This is a genomic window from Streptomyces sp. NPDC000941, from assembly GCF_053599555.1.
This window is the reverse complement of record NZ_JBSFMM010000008.1, coordinates 34,961-52,193: the sequence shown is the minus strand read 5'-3', so window position 1 is coordinate 52,193 and position 17,233 is coordinate 34,961. Positions and strand designations below refer to the sequence as shown.

15 protein-coding genes and 1 pseudogene are annotated in these 17,233 nt (G+C 70.1%); 7 read left to right on the top strand and 9 right to left on the bottom strand.

What is annotated here, in order from left to right:
* Positions 1-9: 9 nt before the first annotated feature.
* The 5 genes from ACWDSL_RS05180 to ACWDSL_RS05160 form a co-directional block, all read right to left on the bottom strand.
* Complete coding sequence (locus tag ACWDSL_RS05180) at positions 10-1,203, bottom strand: sensor histidine kinase (protein WP_450481862.1); 1,194 nt, start codon at positions 1,201-1,203, stop codon at positions 10-12.
* A gap of 157 nt (positions 1,204-1,360) precedes the next feature.
* Positions 1,361-3,892, bottom strand: a complete 2,532-nt coding sequence (locus ACWDSL_RS05175; protein WP_450481860.1) for an FtsX-like permease family protein — start codon at positions 3,890-3,892, stop codon at positions 1,361-1,363.
* Positions 3,889-4,686, bottom strand: coding sequence for an ABC transporter ATP-binding protein (locus tag ACWDSL_RS05170; RefSeq protein ID WP_450481858.1), 798 nt, complete (start codon positions 4,684-4,686; stop codon positions 3,889-3,891). Before ACWDSL_RS05170 ends, ACWDSL_RS05175 begins: the two co-directional genes overlap by 4 nt.
* Before the next feature lie 256 nt (positions 4,687-4,942).
* Positions 4,943-6,619 carry an SWIM zinc finger family protein gene (locus tag ACWDSL_RS05165; protein ID WP_450481856.1) on the bottom strand — a complete coding sequence of 559 codons (1,677 nt, stop codon included), beginning with the start codon at positions 6,617-6,619 and terminating at the stop codon, positions 4,943-4,945.
* A gap of 74 nt (positions 6,620-6,693) precedes the next feature.
* Positions 6,694-8,127: an ATP-binding protein gene (locus ACWDSL_RS05160; protein ID WP_450481854.1), complete on the bottom strand. Its 1,434-nt coding sequence runs from the start codon at positions 8,125-8,127 to the stop codon at positions 6,694-6,696.
* A 246-nt stretch (positions 8,128-8,373) separates the two neighbouring features.
* Between ACWDSL_RS05160 and ACWDSL_RS05155 the strand changes: the two genes are divergently transcribed.
* From ACWDSL_RS05155 to ACWDSL_RS05125, 7 genes and pseudogenes are all read left to right on the top strand, one after another.
* Positions 8,374-8,853, top strand: a complete 480-nt coding sequence (locus ACWDSL_RS05155) for a hypothetical protein (protein ID WP_450481852.1) — start codon at positions 8,374-8,376, stop codon at positions 8,851-8,853.
* Positions 8,854-8,866: 13 nt separating this feature from the next.
* Complete coding sequence (locus ACWDSL_RS05150) at positions 8,867-10,360, top strand: hypothetical protein (RefSeq protein ID WP_450481850.1); 1,494 nt, start codon at positions 8,867-8,869, stop codon at positions 10,358-10,360.
* 33 nt (positions 10,361-10,393) lie between these two features.
* Complete coding sequence (locus ACWDSL_RS05145) at positions 10,394-10,975, top strand: hypothetical protein (protein WP_450481848.1); 582 nt, start codon at positions 10,394-10,396, stop codon at positions 10,973-10,975.
* 531 nt (positions 10,976-11,506) lie between these two features.
* A pseudogene (locus tag ACWDSL_RS05140) lies at positions 11,507-11,917 on the top strand (lytic polysaccharide monooxygenase); the annotation flags it as partial.
* A 182-nt stretch (positions 11,918-12,099) separates the two neighbouring features.
* On the top strand, positions 12,100-12,639 hold the full coding sequence (locus ACWDSL_RS05135; protein ID WP_450481846.1) for an RNA polymerase sigma factor: 540 nt from the start codon (positions 12,100-12,102) through the stop codon (positions 12,637-12,639).
* A gap of 1 nt (position 12,640) precedes the next feature.
* Positions 12,641-13,279: a hypothetical protein gene (locus ACWDSL_RS05130; RefSeq protein ID WP_450481844.1), complete on the top strand. Its 639-nt coding sequence runs from the start codon at positions 12,641-12,643 to the stop codon at positions 13,277-13,279.
* Positions 13,280-13,522: 243 nt separating this feature from the next.
* Positions 13,523-13,747 (top strand): hypothetical protein, encoded by a 225-nt coding sequence (locus ACWDSL_RS05125; protein ID WP_450481843.1) that lies wholly within the window; start codon positions 13,523-13,525, stop codon positions 13,745-13,747.
* Positions 13,748-13,751: 4 nt separating this feature from the next.
* Here the strand turns inward: ACWDSL_RS05125 and ACWDSL_RS05120 are convergent, their stop codons facing one another.
* From ACWDSL_RS05120 to ACWDSL_RS05105, 4 genes are all read right to left on the bottom strand, one after another.
* A complete protein-coding gene (locus tag ACWDSL_RS05120) occupies positions 13,752-14,213 on the bottom strand; it encodes a hypothetical protein (RefSeq protein ID WP_450481841.1) in 462 nt (153 codons plus the stop codon).
* A gap of 37 nt (positions 14,214-14,250) precedes the next feature.
* Positions 14,251-14,649 (bottom strand): DUF427 domain-containing protein, encoded by a 399-nt coding sequence (locus ACWDSL_RS05115; protein ID WP_450481839.1) that lies wholly within the window; start codon positions 14,647-14,649, stop codon positions 14,251-14,253.
* An 85-nt stretch (positions 14,650-14,734) separates the two neighbouring features.
* Positions 14,735-16,465, bottom strand: a complete 1,731-nt coding sequence (locus ACWDSL_RS05110; RefSeq protein WP_450481837.1) for a PHP domain-containing protein — start codon at positions 16,463-16,465, stop codon at positions 14,735-14,737.
* A gap of 170 nt (positions 16,466-16,635) precedes the next feature.
* Positions 16,636-17,184, bottom strand: coding sequence for a MarR family winged helix-turn-helix transcriptional regulator (locus ACWDSL_RS05105; protein ID WP_450481835.1), 549 nt, complete (start codon positions 17,182-17,184; stop codon positions 16,636-16,638).
* Positions 17,185-17,233 lie beyond the last annotated feature (49 nt).

The following is a 17,233-nucleotide window of genomic DNA, read 5'->3' as shown; positions in this document are numbered from 1 at the left end:
CAGTGTCGGTCATGGTCGGTCCTGGCTGTGGGTGGGAAGGGTGGCGAGGACGCGGGTGCCTTCCCCGGGGGAGCTGGTGACGGTGAGCTCGCCGTCGAGTTCGGCGAGCCGTCGCCGCATGCCGTCTAGGCCGAAGCCGCGGGCGTCCTCGACGACGAACCCGTGGCCGTCGTCGGTGATCTCCAGCTCTACTACGCCCGGCGATGCGCTGAGGAGCACGCCGACGGTGGAGGCGCCGGAGTGCTTGCGTATGTTGGCGAGGGACTCCTGCATGCAGCGCAGCAGGGCGACGCGGGTGTGCTGGTCCAGGTCGATGTCGGGCAGTTCGGCGGTGGCGGTGAGGCCGGTGTCCTGGGTGAAGCGGTCCAGGGTTCTGCGCAGGGTGGCAGCGAGCGAGCCGGCCGTGACTGCGCCCTTGGGGACTCCGGAGCCGACGAGGACCCGGGCCTCGGCGAGGTTCTCGCGGGCGGTCTGTTCGATGGAGATGAGTTGCTGGGCGCAGCGTTCGGGGTCGCCGTCGGCGGCGGCGCGAGCGGCCTCCGCGAGCACCACGATGGAGGCGAAGCCCTGGGCGAGGGTGTCGTGGATCTCCCGGGCGAGGCGCTCGCGCTCCTCGGCCGCCCCCTGCCGCTGATAGGCCGCTGCCAACTCCTCCTGGGCACTGGTGAGTTCGGCGGTCAGCTGTTCCTGCCGCTCGTTGCTCTGGTCGATGAACCGGTGCATCCACAGGCCCAGGCCCGCCCCGGCGACGTAGGCGACCACGGTAACCACCAGGTTGCCGGTGCGGAATTGAGAGCTCCAGTCCTGGCCGATCGCGCCGCCGAACACGGCGAGCGCGGCGGCCGCCCCGCTGAGCGTGACCGCGTCGCGCGGGGCGCGGGTGTAGAGCCAGAACTGCGGCAGCGACATCACGTAGAGGGCGGCGGCGCCGTCCAGGGAGTAGGACGTCGCGCCCAGGACGAGGGCGAGGACGGCGAGGTAGGCACGGCGGCCCAGGACGGGGTTGTCCGGGCGGGTCAGGACAACGATGTGGCACAGCGCGACCAGGACGAGCAGGCCGAGCGTTCCGTACTTCCGGGCCGACGACTCGTCGAGCACGGCGACGGCCGTCGGCAGCAGGCCGAGCAGGATCCAGCACGCCATGTTCCAACGGCGGATCCGATCCAGGGTGGGCCGGTCGCCCGGCTGCTGCCGCTGAGTCAATTGATTCACCTCGTACATAGGGCAGTTGAGTAGCGACCGACGGTCCGTTCGGGACAGCCAACCGAGCGAGCGGAGTTATGGCTCACGTGACTGTCCTCGAAGCCGACGGTGCGCTCATCAGTGGGGCGAATGATCCTCGATGCGGCACCAGTTCGCACTAGTCCTTGATACCCGCCATGTCCCCAGGGCGGCCCCGCAGCACGGCCCCCGCCGCCAGCAGCGTCGTCGTCAGCGTCAGTGCCGCCGCCGCGGCCAGGACCACGACGAGGATCCACGGGGAGCCGCCGGGTAGCGCCGTGCCGAGGACGCTCATGCTGAGCGGTACCAGCGTCGCCCCCGCGACCAAGAGGCCGAGGACGATGCCCGCCAGGGCCACCAGGGACGCCTCGACCGCCATCATCCGCAGTACCTGGCGGCGCGTGGCGCCGATGAGCCGCTGGAGCATGAACTCCTTGCGCCGCTCCGTCGTCGCGAGGACCTGTGTGTTGATCAGGGAGAGCGTCGCGTAGCCGACGACGACGCCGAGAACCAGGTACGCCATCCACGCCTGGGTGTCGTCCGCCTCCGCCTGCGCCGCCTTGAGCGCGTCTGTGCCCGACACCCGCAGGCCGGGCTGGAGCGCGGCCAACTTGGCCAGGGACGCCATGAGCCGGGCGCGGTCGGTGCCGGCCGATGCTGTCACCAGGATCTGGGGCACGAGCGCGCCGTCCGTGTGTCCGACCAGCACCGACGCCGGAACGAGCGCGATCTCGTAACCACGCCGTCCCTCGACCGTGGCCACCAGTTTCAGCTTGACCTGTGTGCCGTCGCCGAGCCGCATCGGGACCAGGTCGCCGAGCTTGCGGTCCTTCGCGTACGTGGCGGGCAGCGCCACCGAGTCGCCGCTGAGGGCGGTGAGACTGCCGCTCGCCGCGTGGTAGGCCGTCGTACGGTCCAGGCCCTGTGGGGTGACGCCCCGCATCGACAGCTCGGTGGGTTGCGGGCCCGCGTCCTCTCCCTCGCCCGGGCGCATCGGCTCGTCCGGCTCGATGTACCCGGTCGTGGGGATCTGCGCGGACGCCGCCGCCACCCCCGGCTGTCTGCGGACCGTGTCGACGAGGTCGAGCGGCAGTCCGCCGGAGGCCGACGTCACGACCGCGTCCGCGCGCAGGTTCTCGTCGAACGCCCGCTCGGCGCCTTCGGACTGTGTGGTCTGCATGTAGATCAGGCCGACCGCGAGACCGCTCGCCAGCATCACCGGCATCACGGCCGAGGCGAGGCGTGCCGTACGTGCCCGCGCGTTGTGCGCGGCGAGCTCACCGGCGAGCCCGGACACCATGCCGACGGGACGGCGCAGTACGGCCACCATGGCGCGTACGACGACAGGACCGAGCAGACCGAACGCCGCCGCCCACACCATTGCCGCCGGCGTGGCGACACCGGCCGCGTCCGGCCCGGCCGAGCGCGCGGTGCCCCAGGCGAGGGCCGCGCCCCCGGCCATGCACAGCAGCCCGACGATCAGCCGGAACGCACTGAACCAGCGGCGCTGCAGCGTGGCCTCGGCCAGCGCCTCGGTCGGGCGGGTGCGCGCCGCGGCCTGTGCCGCGATGTACGCCGAACCGATCGCGGTGAGCAGGGCCGTGCCCACACCGACGATCACCGGCACGGAGCCGGCCCGGTACGCGATCGGCCCCGGTACCACGCCCGCGTCCGCGAACGCGTCCAGGAGCCAGTGCCCGAACCAGGGCCCGGGGATGGTGGCGAGCCCGGTGGCGACGACCGCGAGGAACAGGGTCTCGCCGAGGATGAGGCGGCGCAGCTGCCCAGGGGTCGAACCGATCGTGCGCAGCAGGGCCAGCTCGCGCTGCCGCTGCTGGATGGAGAGGCCCAGCGTGCCGGCCACCACGAACACGGTGACCATCGCCGACAGACCGCCGAAGGCGGCGGCGAGCGGGATCAGGTCGCTGCCGTCGGCCACCACGTCCGGGTCCTCGGCGCGGCCGCGGTTGTCCCCGGTCAGTACCGTGATCGGGGAGCCGTCGAGGACCGTGCGGACGGCCGAGGCGACCTCCTGGGTGTTCGCGCCGGAGGCCGGGAAGACACCTATGTTGTCGGTCGTGCCGACGCGGTCCGCGACCCTGGCGGCCTCGGCGTCCGCGAGGAAGACGTCGCCTCCGCCGTCCGGCCCGGTGGCAAGGCCTGAGACCTGATAGCCCTTCTGTGCGCCGTGGACGAGGAGCTGGATCCGCTCGCCGGTGGTCAGCCCCGTACGGTCCGCGAACGCCTTGCCCAGGACGATCTGGCCGTCCTCGGTGGGTGCCGTGCCGTCGGTGAGCCGGTAGGGGGAGAGCTTGGCGGAGGACCAACCGTGGCCGGTGACCTTCCCGCCCTTGACGAGGGCCGCGGGGAAGGACATGTCCTGAACCGCCGCCGCAACGCCCGGTACCTTGACGATCTTTTCCGTCAACTCGGCGTCGATACGCAGTCGTTCCGGGAAGACGAGGTCTTTCTGTGTGTACGTGTAGCGCTGGTCGCCGGTGACGACGATCGGTGCGGCGGCCAGCCGGTGCGGTGGCGCCGCGTTGTGGATCCCGGTCTCCAGGAGCCCGCCGGAGCCGATGACGATGACGGCACCGAGGAACAGGGCCATGAACGAGACGATGAAGCCGCTCATGTGGTGGCGCAGGGTGTGCGCCGCGATCCGGATCATCGGCGCGCCTCGTGTCCGGTCCGCTGGATGTTGAAGGGGTCGCCCCAGGTGCCCAGCTTCTGCAACTGCTCCGTCACCTGCTCGACGGTCGGCCGGTCGACTACGCCGGTGAGCCGGCCGTCGGCCAGGAACACGACGCGGTCGGCGTACGAGGCAGCCACCGGGTCGTGCGTGACCATCACCACGGTCTGTCCCACCACGTCCACCGACTGCCGTACCAGCGTGAGCACTTCGGCGGCGGTGCGCGTATCCAGGGCGCCGGTCGGTTCGTCGCCGAAGATCACCGCGGGCTGGGTGACGAGCGCCCGCGCGATGGCGACGCGCTGCTGCTGACCCCCGGAGAGCTCACCGGGACGGCTGCGCCGCTTGCCGGACAGGCCGACCTGTTCGAGGACTTCGTCGACGACGGCCTTCTTGGGGCGTTTGCCCGCCAGCCGCAGCGGCAGTGTCACGTTGTCCACCACGCTCAGTGCCGGAAGGAGGTTGAACGCCTGGAAGACGAAGCCGATGCGCTCGCGGCGGAACTTGGTCAGCGCCTTCTCCCGCAGCGAGGCCAGGTCGACCCCGTCCAGGTGCACCGCACCCGATGTCGGACGGTCGAGGCCCGCGGCACAGTGCAGGAAGGTGGACTTGCCCGAACCCGAGGGGCCCATGACGGCGGTGAAAGTACCCCTCTGCAGACTGATGCTGACGTTGTCGAGTGCGGTCACTCGGTTTTTCGGTCCGCCGTAGAGCCGGCTGACGGCGTCGAGCCGGACGACCGGCCGAGCATGCGGGTCCTGTGTCCCGTCCATGGGCTGTCCTTTGGCCTGGGAAAGGGGGTGGCTTGGGGGTGCGGGGCGTATCACCGGGGGGGGAGAGATGGGCGCGCCCCGCTGCCATTCATGCTCTTCGTACGGGGTGTGGTGCCGACAGCGGCAAACAGTTGAACCTGAGGTCCACCGAACGGTGGACCCCCGTACGGCTCAGTGGAAGCTGAGGGTGTGGTGGACGGTCACATTGCCTTCGCCGGGCACTCGAAGGCGCGGCTTTCGGGGGTCGGTTGTGAGTTCACAGACCGTGCTGGTCGAGGAGTCGCATCAGGTTGCGTTTGCGCTTCTGGCCGGCGCGCAGGGCGGTGAGGTACGTGGTGAACTCGTCCTGGGCACCCAGACGGCGGTGGCAGTCGCGGATGCTCAGCAGCAGGCTGGTCAGCTGCTCGTAGATCGAGTTGCCCGTCTGCTTCGTGAGGGGTTCGGCCAGGCGCCGGTAGACGCTGAGCGCGTCGGCGGGGCGGGTGGCACGGGCCTGGTCGGCGAGGGTGAGCCACTGTTGGTCGTGGGCGCCGGTCTCGGTGGCGGCTTGCCAGGCCGCGTCGGTGTCCTTGTCGTCGAGCAGGGCGTCGATCAGGGCCGGGCCGCCGTACCGAGAGTGCTGTTGCCGCTCCGCGTCGGCACGCAGCAGAGCCAGCGCTCCCTCACGCTCGGCCGGCCAGCAGTCCGCGGCTCGGGCCGCGGCTCGCAGTTGCTGGTACGCGAGCAGGGTGCGGCGGGCGCCGAAGTGGTCGCGGCGCAGGGTCACGGCATCGGGGAGCCGGTCCGCCTGCGCGTAGCGGTCGCAGAGGTAGTCGACGAGGGCAGTGTCGACGGCGGCGGGGTCGCGGGCGTCCTGGATGCCGCGTTCCGCCCAGCGCAGGGCCTCGTCGGGGCGCCGGGCGGTGTCCAGCTCGTGGGCGATGACCAGGTGCGTGTGTCCGTTCGGTGCCAGGTCGGCCGCATGCACGGCGATCGCCGCGTCCACATCACCTCCTGCCTTGGCCAGACGCTCCATCAGGTACTTCTCCGCCCAGCCGCGGCGGTTCCCCCGCCATGCCTCGACCGCCAGCTTCCGCAGGACGGCCATCCCCTCTTCGCCGAGGACGTCCTCGTAGTCGAGCGGATCGATGTCCGTGAGCCCGTCGTCCACGTCGCCGAGCGCATGGCCGACCAGCCAGCGCGCGAGTTCCTCGGGGTCGGGGCGTGCCGCACGGCACGCGTCGAGGTGGGCGTCGGCGAGGTCCGCACCGACCTGCCCGAGCCATCCGTCCGAGTCGTCGACGCTCTCCACCGCGTCGGCGAGCAGCTTCATCGCCTCCCGCGCCAGGGTGATCGCGTCGTCGGCCCGGCCCGAGCCGGTGAGTGCGCCGATCGCGGACACCGCCTGCCCGGCCTGGTCGGCGTAGGCGCGGGCATCGGCGTACTCGACGTATCCGTACTGGGCGAAGGGGGTGATGTCGAGGAGATCGCGGATGCGGGCCTGGACCGCGGCGAGGTCCCCGCGGGCGCTGGCGGCACGCAGTTCCAGGCGGCGCCGCAACTGACGGTCCTCGGTGATCTGTTCGCGTACGAGGGCGAGCAACTCGCCCTTGGACAGGCCGGACAGCCACCCGGCAAGGTCCTTCGCTCGGTCCCGGGCCGCCTTCCGCTGCCGCGGCAGGCTCTCTCGCCGGGCGAGCACGGTCAGGCCGAGGGCGACCAGATGCTTGCAGAAGTTGCCCTCCATGCCGTACGGGCAGTCACACTCACCGGACAGCCCGCCAGGCCCGTCCAGCGCCAGCTCCACCTCGTACCGCTCCGTGCCGTGGACACTCGCGGTGACCCAGCCGTCACCGACCTCGACCCCGGACACCGCGTCCAAATACCCCCGCCCCCGCTCGAAAGAGCGCGGACCGGCCAACGCCCGCAGAGCCGACTCGCTGAACCCTTCCATGGCCTCCTCCGCTCCCGTGCCGCCTGCTGACCCCGGCATCCGCCCTCTGGGGCGCTTGCCCGCCGCTCCCCCGGCTACTGCCACGCGCGGACCAAGTCCTCCGGACCCCAGTGCGCCGCGAGCGGCAGGTCGTCCTCGATGCCGCAGCGGGAGACGGCGACAAGCGGGGTGTCCGGTTCGGCGCCGGGCACCGCGAGCATGTCCCGGGCCAGGGCGTCGTATTCGCGGCGGCCGAATGGATGGGACTCCAGCCACTTGATCGAGCCGATGAAGTGCACCGCGCCCGCCACTGGTTCGCGGTCGGCGCCGATCAGGTCGATCTCGGGGTTGTTCTGCCGGTTCCACCAGCCGCCGACCGCTTCTGTGTGGGGCCATTGGTCATCGGGGAGCAGGCGCAGCAGCGACTCGCGGATGACCGGCTCGACCGCACGTCCTCGCCAGGTGGTCCACGACCGCTCGATGCGCTCCAGGGCGAGATCCCCGCGGCCGCGTTCGATGAGCGGGATTCCCCGCTGCAGGAAGGCCAGCCAGAACCTGAGATACGGGTCGGCGATCCGGTAGCGCTTGTTCTTGGTGTCGGCCTTGGTGGAGAGCGGCAGGTCGGTGGCCAGGATGCGCTTGGTCTGCAGGGTATGGAGGAGCGGGGAGAGGGTCCCGGAGGGCAGTGCGCCGGCTCCGCCGGCCTGCGCGGCGATGGTGGAGAAGGTCCGCTCGCCGCTGCCGACCGCCTCCAGCACCGCCCGCGAATGCGAGCCTGAAGGGAACTCCCCCAGCAGCGACAGTTCACCCGCCACCAGCAGGGGCGACAGAGGGTTGGCCACGGCCTCGCGCAGGAAGTCCGTACGGCCCATCCCCGACCGCCACGACTGGACGATCTCGGGGAAGCCCCCCGTGATCAAGAGCGCGTCCACCGCGTCCGCCGCGCCCAGGGAGGTCATGGCCTGCACATCGGCCAGGTGCAGCGGACGTACGGTCATCTTCGCAGCCCGGCCGAAGAACGGACGGCCGTACGACTGCAGCGCCTCCATCACCGACATGTCGCTGCCCACCAGGATCAGCAGCACCGGCTTGGCGGACAGGTGACGGTCCCAGACCGTCTGAAGCGCCCCTTCGAATTCCTGGTCCTGCTCCACCAGCCACGGCACTTCGTCGATCACCGCGACGCTCGGGGCATCGTCCGGCACCGCGACGGCCAGGGAACGCAGCGACTGGTTCCAGTCCGCGGCGTGCAGCCCAGCCACCAGTTCCGCCCCGGGCAGCGCGGACTGCGCGAGCGCCGCGGAAAAGTCCGCCCGCTCGGCGACGGCGTTACGGCCCCGAGTCGCCTGGAAGACCACGTACGGAACGCCGGACCGATCGCAGAACTCCTGGACCAGACGAGACTTCCCCACCCGACGCCGCCCCGTCATGATCACAGCCTGGCCCCGAGTGGCTCCCGCGCCCCCCGTCACAAGACCCAGTTGCCTGGCCAGCAGGTCGAGGTCAGCAACCCTGCCCTTGAACTCCATCCCTGCTCCACCCGTCGGCATCAAACATAGTTTCGATCTTACGTAGATCGAAACTTACTTAGATGCTAGCTCCCCTCCATGGGCAAGGCAGGCGATTCCAGAAAGGTCGACACGTCGGCTCAGGCCCGCTCAGCGGCAACGAGTGGGAACCGCCCGGCCAGCCCTTGGCGTGTTCCTGACTGACCGCATCAATAGTTTGCTAACGTGATGATAAAGAGTCGAAACAGCCGAATCCGGGGGGTAAGGATGACATTCGACAGTGAATGGGCGGAGCTCGTATCCGCCGCGAAGGACCAACAGTCGACTGGAATGCGACTGAATCAGGCCAAGGCAGGTCCGGGCGGCTCCGGGGCGAATCACGATCTTGTCGTCCACCAAGACGATCTCGGCGCGGTCGGGCATGAAGCTTTCGGGTTGCATGGGGAACTGCGCAAGAAGGCCGACATCGCCGGCGCGGGCATCGACAAGAGCGGGGCGGGCTCCACCGCCCAGGCGGCCAGAGAGTTCTCGGCGCGTCAGCTCACCATGGGGGATGAGCTGTTCACGACACTCGAGGTCTGGGGCACGCAGGTCAAGACGGTCCTGCAGATGTGCGCACACGTCTCGAACCACCTCGATTATTCGAAGAAGGCTCACGCGAAAGACGACGCGGAGATCGCGGCTTCACTGCGCCACCGGAATGGTTCAGCGGTGTCGGTCTCCGAGATATCCAAGTACGTGAAATAACGGGGCGCATATCATGGGAAAGTTCTTCTCGTACTCGGATCTCATCTCGTTGGATCTGGGAAAGTTGAGCACCGCGGTCAGCGACTGGAAGACCATGGTCGGCGATCTGGACAAGCTCAGGACCAGCGTCTACAGCGGTTTGGTGCAGAAATCCGACGCAGCGCGGTGGCAAGGCGTCAATGCGGGGGTCACCAAGGACTTCGTGCGCAGTACGGCCAAGGAGTTCCTCGATCTGCACGCCGAGGCGCAGAGCATCTACAACGTCCTCCAGGACGCGCACACCGAGCTGACGGGCGTCCAGAAGCGGGCCAAGACGCTGACAGAGGAGGCCCGTCGGGGGGACCCGTCGAGAGAGCCGCCAGATCCCGGTCTGGTCGCGTCGGACGGGGGCAATGGCACGGTGAAGGTGCAGATGGCGAACATGTGCACAACGAAGGACACCCCGCAGCGCACCCTGGACTTGATGAAGTGGTACGCCGACACACTCACCGGTCTCGTGTCGCACGCCTCGGAGATCGACGCGGCCGTCACGCGGGCGCTGCGGAAGAGCCACGGTGGCGACCCCTACAACGCGGGCCACGCCACATACACATCACTCGACGAGGAGCAAGTGCCCCGTGCCACGCAGTTGGCCTCGCTCGGCAAGGACGCGAACGACAAACAGCGGGCCGAGTTGCGGAGGCTGTGGCAGTCACTGAGCCCCGACGCGCGGGCCGAGCTGTGGAAGGGGCACAAGGACGATCTGCTGGCAGCGGGACTGCTGAGTCCTACGGTCAAGCGGGCGGCGCCGGACCCGGGGTCGGGGCCGCACGGTGCCGAGTCCCCCGGCGCGGCGGAGCGGCGGACCAGGGAGAAGATGAACCTGCTGGCCGAGGGCGCCGACTGGCGGGGGATGAATGACGCCTCGCGCCATATGGCGCACTACCTGGACAACAGCGGCGACCCCATGAAGCTTCCGGTGGACAAGATGATGTGGGACGACGGGGGATTCAGGGGCCACATCGATCAGAGCATCAGGCAGAACCAGAGCGAATGGCGTAAGCAGGCGCTGGAGGAGTTCAAAAGAAACGGTGGCCAGCCGGTCGCCATCCCCGTGGAGAGCAAGAACCGCGACTACAGCTTTGACCAGGGCACGGACCCGAACTGGTTTTACGCGGTGGGCTCGACCAGATCGAATGTCAGCGGGGTGGTCACGGTCGTGCCGGACGCCAACGGCCAGCCCAAGGTCGGCCTCGACTACCAGGTCAACGCCTGGGACCGCTACAACTGGGACGAGGGCAAGGGGGTCAGCATCGGACCGATCGACGTCCCCGACGGACAGCCGGCCCGCCTGCACAAGACAGGTCTCGCCCAGGAGTTCGACATGTCGGGCAGCAGCTCGGTCAAGCACTACGATCTGGGCGGATCGACCCCGAACGATGAGCCGCTCCCGGGCCCCGATGAGCCGGGGCGCGAGGGCGGACGTACGGACCCCGGACGGGAGCAGCAGGACGCCAATGGCCGTTGAGCACCACCCATCAGAACCCATCGGGAGCCAGCAGTGCGCCGCCGACTTCTCGTTGCTGGAGTAGTAGTTCTCGCGGTCGTCGTCTCGGCCATCGTCGCCTTCGCCTTCGTCACGGAGGACACACTGTCCGACCAGGCGGAGCAGGACAGGAAGTGCTGCTGGAAGCGTGGCGCCACGCCACGCTGGATGAGCGAGACGATGGGCCTCCGGATCCCGGCGGCGGCCGCGGACGGGCGCGCCGGGTACAAGACGAGTTCGCGCTACGACATCGGGATCCTGGCCTTCACGCTGCCCAGCCGGGAGGCGGACGCGTACCTCTCCCGGCTGGTCCCGGAGGACGAGGAGATGGTCGCCAACCTCCATCCGGAGCAGAAGGGGTACGAACCGATGGCACCCTTCGCGCATCTGGGGCTCCCGGAGCCGGAGACCCTGGTCAAAGGCATGCGGCGGATCGGTTTCTGCCCGGACGGGCTCACCTCCCCCGAGGGGAAGCGTCTTCGCTACTGCGTGGACCTCTTCGCCCATGAGTTCACACCGGGCAGCACGCGCGTCTACGTCCGGTCGACGATCGAACCTGGTGTAACGCCGCCGCCCCCGACCGGTCCCGGTGCATGAGCTGGTTCATGGGCCCATTTCCCTTACGTTATTCGGCCCCATCCGGCCCCATCCGGCCCCATCCGGCCCCGGACAACTGGTGCACGACGAAGTTCATGTGCTGCGTGTGACCGACCCAGGATCCGCCAAGAGGGGCCGGTCCGGCGGATCGTCGAGCAAGACGCGTATGCCGAGGCCGCGTCCGCTGAGGAACGCGAGGTCGGCGACGTAGCGGCGATGCGCGGGGTCCCGGTCCGGGCCGGTGACCAGCCGCAGCCGACTCCTGGTCGCCCCTGTCACCCCATCCGTGGAACGACCGTCCACAGCGGCGCGATCCTCTGACGTATGACCGCTGCACCGCCCCTGATTGAAGGGTGAAGGGGGACGGTCGGTGCGGAAAGAACGCGATTCCGGCCACTGATCACGTCTTGTCCTGCTGATCAGGGGCGCCCGCCCCGGACGATCACGGTGCCGCCGGGGTGTACCAGGCCGACCGGTCACACCGGCGAACCATATGTTTCGCTTCTGTGTCGTCGGGCACCCTCATCGCGCCTGTACCGCAACGGCTCCGCCGGCAACTTCCCGGCGGTCGTCCCCGACGGCCAGCTGTGCAGCGGCGGGCACACCGAAAGCAACCGCTACAACTCGCTGGACACCGTGGGCGCATGGCAGACGACGAACATCGGCAACAAGTTCACGGTGAAGCTGTACGACCAGGCCAGCCACGGCGCGGACTACTTCCTGGTCTATGTCAGCCGCCAGGGCTACGACCCCACCACGCAGCCGCTGAAGTGGAGCGACCTGCAGCAGGTGGCCAAGACCGGCAAGTACGGCCCCAGCCAGAACTACTCGATCGACGTCAGCACCTCGGGCTACACCGGGCGCCACGTCGTCTACACCATCTGGCAGGCCTCGCACATGGACCAGACGTATTTCCTGTGCAGTGACGTGAACTTCAGCTGAGCCACCCAGCACCAGCAGCAGCACGAAGGGCGGCCCGCCGAGAGTCTGGCGGGCCGCTTTGGCTTGCGGCGGCATCCCCGCGTCCCCACGTCCCCGCGTCCCCGCGTCCCCGCGTCCCCGCGTCCCCGGATGAACGTTTCCCGGCGTTGCTCCGTCATCAGGGAAACGAGGAGGAACCGCGGATGGCCGGATGGCGCAGAGCAAGATCGGTCAGCCCGGACGAGTCGTCGCCGCTGACCGAGCCGGAGTACGTCAAGCGGGTGCGCGCGATGCTCGTCCTGGGTGGTGTGCCCTGGGACCAGCTCGACGACGGGGTTCAGCAAGTGAGGCTGAAACTGCTGGAGGAGCAGGCCAAGCCGGGGCAGCCGGCGATCCGCGAACCGATGGCGTGGCTCACGGCGGTCGCATCCCGGGTCGCGGTCGACTGGCACCGGGCCAGGACCAGGGACGCGGGCCTGCGCGAGCGGCTGGCCGCACGCTGGTCGCGGCGTCCTCCGGCGGAGCATCCCGAAGAGCATCGCGTCCTCGCGCTGGCGGTGTCCCGTGGGCTGGAAGGGCTGTCAGCCGTGCAGCGGCAGGTGCTGACGCTGCGCTATTACGCGGATCTACCCGTGCGCGATATCGCGGTGCTGCTGGACGTGCCGGAGGGCACGGTCAAAAGCCGACTTCACAGCGCCGTTGCCGCGCTGCGGAAACAACTCCACGACATGGAGGTGATCTGAGATGGCCGACACCGCTGATGTGACGGAGCCGACGGAATCGGAAGAGAACGATCTGCGGCTGGCGCTGCGAATGATCGGCGAGGAGGCCGGCCGGGCCGACGTACCGCCACGGTCCGCTCCTCGCACCATGTGGTGGCGGCGCCGGGGCACCGTCAGGGGTGTCCTCGTGGCCGCGGCGGCGTTGAGCGTCGGGGCGCTGTTCTTCTCGCTGGTGGACGGCCGCTCGGTCCGGTCGTCCGCCGGGGACGACGGGCGGGGGCTGACGGACGTCCAGTGGGTCGCCTGCGCCCGGATCGCCGCCGAGGGCGAGGTGGTCTCGGTACGCGACGCCTCGCGGCCCCACCAGGTCGTCGTGACCCTGGCCGTGCAGGACTGGATCAAACCCGAGCGGGGAGCGAAGGAGATCGAAATCAACACCGTCGACCCCGAGTGGCTGGAGGAAGAAGCCTTCAAGGCGGGCCAACATCTGCTGATTGTGGACACGGACCGTCCCACCGGCGAGGCCGACTACTACCAGGGCCGCCACGCCGAACAGCAGCGAGACCTGTTCAAGCGCTACCTCTCCAAGGCGGCGAAGACGGAGTGCCCGGCCTTCTGGCGGGAGCAGGACGATGGCGGCGCTGTGCCGCCGGACAGCTGACCGGCTGTCGACGCGAGCTGTCGACGCGAGCCGAGGGGCCGTACGGCGACGCCGGACGGACCGTCAGCGCCCTCTTCCCGCACGCTCGCACACGCCTGGACGGCCCGCTGCGAGCGTGCGGACGACGACGTTAGCGGGACGTTAGTGGAGCGTTAGTCGGGCGGCAGTGGCACGGCAGCGGGCGGGATCAATGTGGTTGTCGTACCGATCAGACCTCTCCGACGCCCCCTCAGGAGATCCGCCATGCGACCCCTCACCTTCGCCGAGTGCCGCGCCCACGCCGTGCAGATCACCGCCGTCGCCCTGACCACGGTGGCCGCGCTGACCGTGGTCGTCTGCGGGAGTGTGGACGGTACGGGGTTGCGTACGGAGGGGAACGCGGATCACAGCCGTGGGACGCAGACGGTCACCGTCGACCCCGTACGGGCCTCGCTTGTCGCTGACACCACCCAACCCATGGGGCGGTAGGGACTCACCCTCGCGGGCACGGGACGCCCGGGGCGGAGCGGTTCGGGGAGCAGGGCACCAGCGCGAGGGACAGGAATGACGTGCGGCCGACGTAGAAGCCGACGGACACATCGCCCCCGTGCGTCAGCGTGTCCGCCGCCGTGGCGACCAGGCGGGACAGCCGGGCCGTGTCCGCCTGCTGCTGGGAGTGGAAGCCCGGGGCATGTTCGGTGAGCTGTCCGCCCAGCCAGGCGGCGGCGTCCTTGGGCTCCTCGAAGGTCTCGCGGATGAGGCAGGGGGCCTTGAGCAGCCAGTGTGCGGTCTCCGTCGGGGGCAGCTCCGAGCGTCTGAAGGCGTCGACCTGCCGGCGGTGGTGCTCCTGGTCCTCCGGGGTGACCGGGGGCCTGGGGCGGTCCGGCAGGCGGCGGAGTACGTCCTGGTCGAACAGTTCCTTCTCGCCCAGCCAGGAATACGCGTGGATGTGCACACGACAGCTGTTCCCGCCGCCGCGCCATCCGTTTCTCTCAGTCGGCCTCCTTCACCGAGATGTCGGCAACGGTGTCGTAGAACGACAGGTGGTCCTTGATCTCGGCCACGGAGTCGAGCGGGTCCGGGTAGGCCCACACCACATCGGGCCGCGGGCCGCCGCCGCCCTCCGTGCCGAGATACGTCCAGTACGCCGCCTTGCCCTTGAACGGGCAGGTGGTGTGCGTATCGGTCGGCTCGAAGAGGGACAGGTTCACGTCCTGCGGGGGCAGGTAGTAGCGGACGGGCAGGCCGGTTTCGGAGAGGAGCAGCGGGCGGCGCGACTCCGCGACGACCCGGCCGTCGATCGTGACCGTGACGTGCTGGGTGCCGCGGCTCACCTCCACGCGGTGGCCTGTGCCTTTGCCGGTGCCGGTGCCGGGGTGCTGGGTCGTCATGGGGGATCCTCCTGCGGTGGGCGTTCCGAGCGGTTCCTCATATACGTCAACGCAGACCCCGGGCCGGCGATTCCGTCTTCTTCCTTCAGCCCGTCACGTCGATGAAGATCGGGTTCGTGTAGCACCAGGTGTCCGCCCACGGGTCGCCGTCGCCCGGCTTGTGCGGGATCGGGCCGTGCGGGTCCACGGTCGCGCCCAGCAGGCCCGTGCCGTGGCGGTTGCCGTCGCTGCCGCGGAGCCGGAGGTAGCCGGACTCCTCGGCCCTGGCCAGGGGGATCCGCAGGGTGTACGTACCGGTGCGGCCGGATACGTCCGCCGTATGTACGACGCGGGTGTCCGGGGCGCGCCATGCGTCGCGGTCGCGCGCCGGGCCGCGGACCGCGCCGCGGATCACGTCGAGGTGGGCCAGGCGCGGCAGGACGCCGTGGAAGTTGGGGCGGGAGGCGGTGGTGACGGTGACCGTCAGGGTCAGCCGCTCGCCGCGGCGGACCCGGAGCCGGCCGCCCAGGGTGACCCCACGGCCCCTGCCGCCCCTGCCGCCCTGGCCGTCGCGGTCGTCGCGGTCGTCGCTCTCGCGGTGCAGCCGTACGTCCAGGGCGTCGATCAGCTGCCCGTGGTCCACCCACACCCGCCCGGCCCGCAGCCCGGCCATCACCTGCCGGTAGCCGTACGCCGTCACGCCCACATGCGTACGGCTGAACTGCCCCGGCCAGAAGTCGCTGCCCGGCTGCTCCTTGTCGGTGTTGACCGGGTCGGGCAGCCTGCCCGTGTTGTCGAAGTTCTGGCCGGGCTGCCAGTCGCCGTTGCGCCAGGTGTCGTGGACGGTCCGGTGGTTGTCGGAGTTCGTGGTGATCGAGAACAGCCGGCCCTCGGACAGCATCGCGTCCCACAGCCCGCCCACCGTCGCGGTCATCCAGTCGAAACCGCCGTACGTGACGTATGCCTCGGCCGGGTAGCCGGGCCAGGACTGGGCGGACGGCTTGTTCTCGTACTCCCCTCGGACGGCGGTGGCACTGCCCCAGCCGGGCAGCGCCGCGCCCTGGGCGCCCGGGGCGCCCTCCGCGCCGATCATGACCTCGGGCGCGGCGTCCCGCCAGGCCCGCAGCTCGTGCGGGGAGTCGATGCCCAGCCGCAGCGGGTGGTTGGCGAGGACCAGCACATCGTCGACGTAACCGCTCTTGCGCTGCTCGGCGAGCCACTTGATGCCCGCGACCGCCAGCGCCTCGTTCTCGGCGGTGCTGTCGGTGCGGCCCAGCAGCTTGCCGTCGTAGCGGAGCTCGAAGGTGCGCAGCAGGTCGGCCTCGTGGGGGCCGGGCGGCGAGAAGACGGTGCCGTGCTCGGCGCCCGGGATGTACCACTCCAGGCCCTGGAAGATCAGCGTCCGCGGGTTCTCGGCGCGGGCCTTCAGGACGTCGTCGTGTTCGGCGAGCGCCCCGCCCGCGTTGGCGTGGCCGAAGTTGCTGTGCTCGGTGAAGACCATCCAGTCGAGGCCGAACTGCGCGGCGCGCTGGGCCTGCTGGGACGCGGTGTACTTCGCGTCGTGGCTGTAGACCGAGTGCACATGGTGGTCGCCTACCAGGTAGACGAGGTCCGGGTCGCCATCGCTGTTGGCGGCGGTTGCCGCGGGCGCCTCGGCGGCCGACGCCGACGCCGCCGTGGGCGCCAGCGCCATACCGCCCGCGAAGCCCGCGCCGTACAGGCCCGCGCGGCGCAGCAGCCCGCGCCGGGAGACGCCCTGCGCGTCCAGCGAGCGGGCCGGTACCTCGGGGTCGGCCCAGCGGGGGAGGGCCGGAAGCGGGTCGGTCGGGCGTGGCATTGGCGCATCTCCTCGTTCGGGCCGGCCGGGCCGGTCTGTTCCGTTCCGTTTCCGGACCGGTGCCGGGTGACCGTACGAGGGGGTGGCCACGGGCGCCCCAGCGGCGGGCGTACGGGGGGTGAACAACCCCCGGGGCCCCGGCCACGGGGCCTCAGGCCCTCGCGTGCGTGCTACGCGTCCTGCGCGTTCTGCGCGTTCTGCGCGTTCTCCGGGCGTGGCCACGTACGTCCCTCGTCCGCCTCCACCTCGCGGTTGAACCGCGTCAGCGCGTCCTCGAACCGCCGCACCTCCTCGGACGTCCAGCCCGCCAGCACCCGCTCCAGCTTCGCGCGGCGGCGCTCCCGGTCGGCGGCCAGGCGCTCGGCGCCGAGGGTGGTGGCGCGCAGTTTGCGGGCGAGGCCGCCCTTCGGGTCCGGGATGCGTTCGAGCAGGCCCGCGCGGAGCAGCGCGCCTGTCTGCCGGTTGACGGTCGAGACGTCGAGGCCCAACGCGTCGGCGAGTTGGCCGATGGACAACGCGCCCTCTGTGTCCAGGAAGGAGAGGAGGAAGTACGCGGAGCGGTCGAGGCGGGCCTCCCCAGCGCCCGAGCACTGGTCGGGCTGGTCGGGCTGGTTGCCGGGTTGGTTGCCCGGCTGGCCGCCCTGGCCCTTACGGTCCCTCGGCGTCAGCAGATTGCACCTGGCGACCAGCATCAGCTCGCGTTCCAGCTTCTCCAGCACGCTTCCTCCTCGTCGCCCAGCCGCTCGTCCCGGGAAATGTGCACGATAC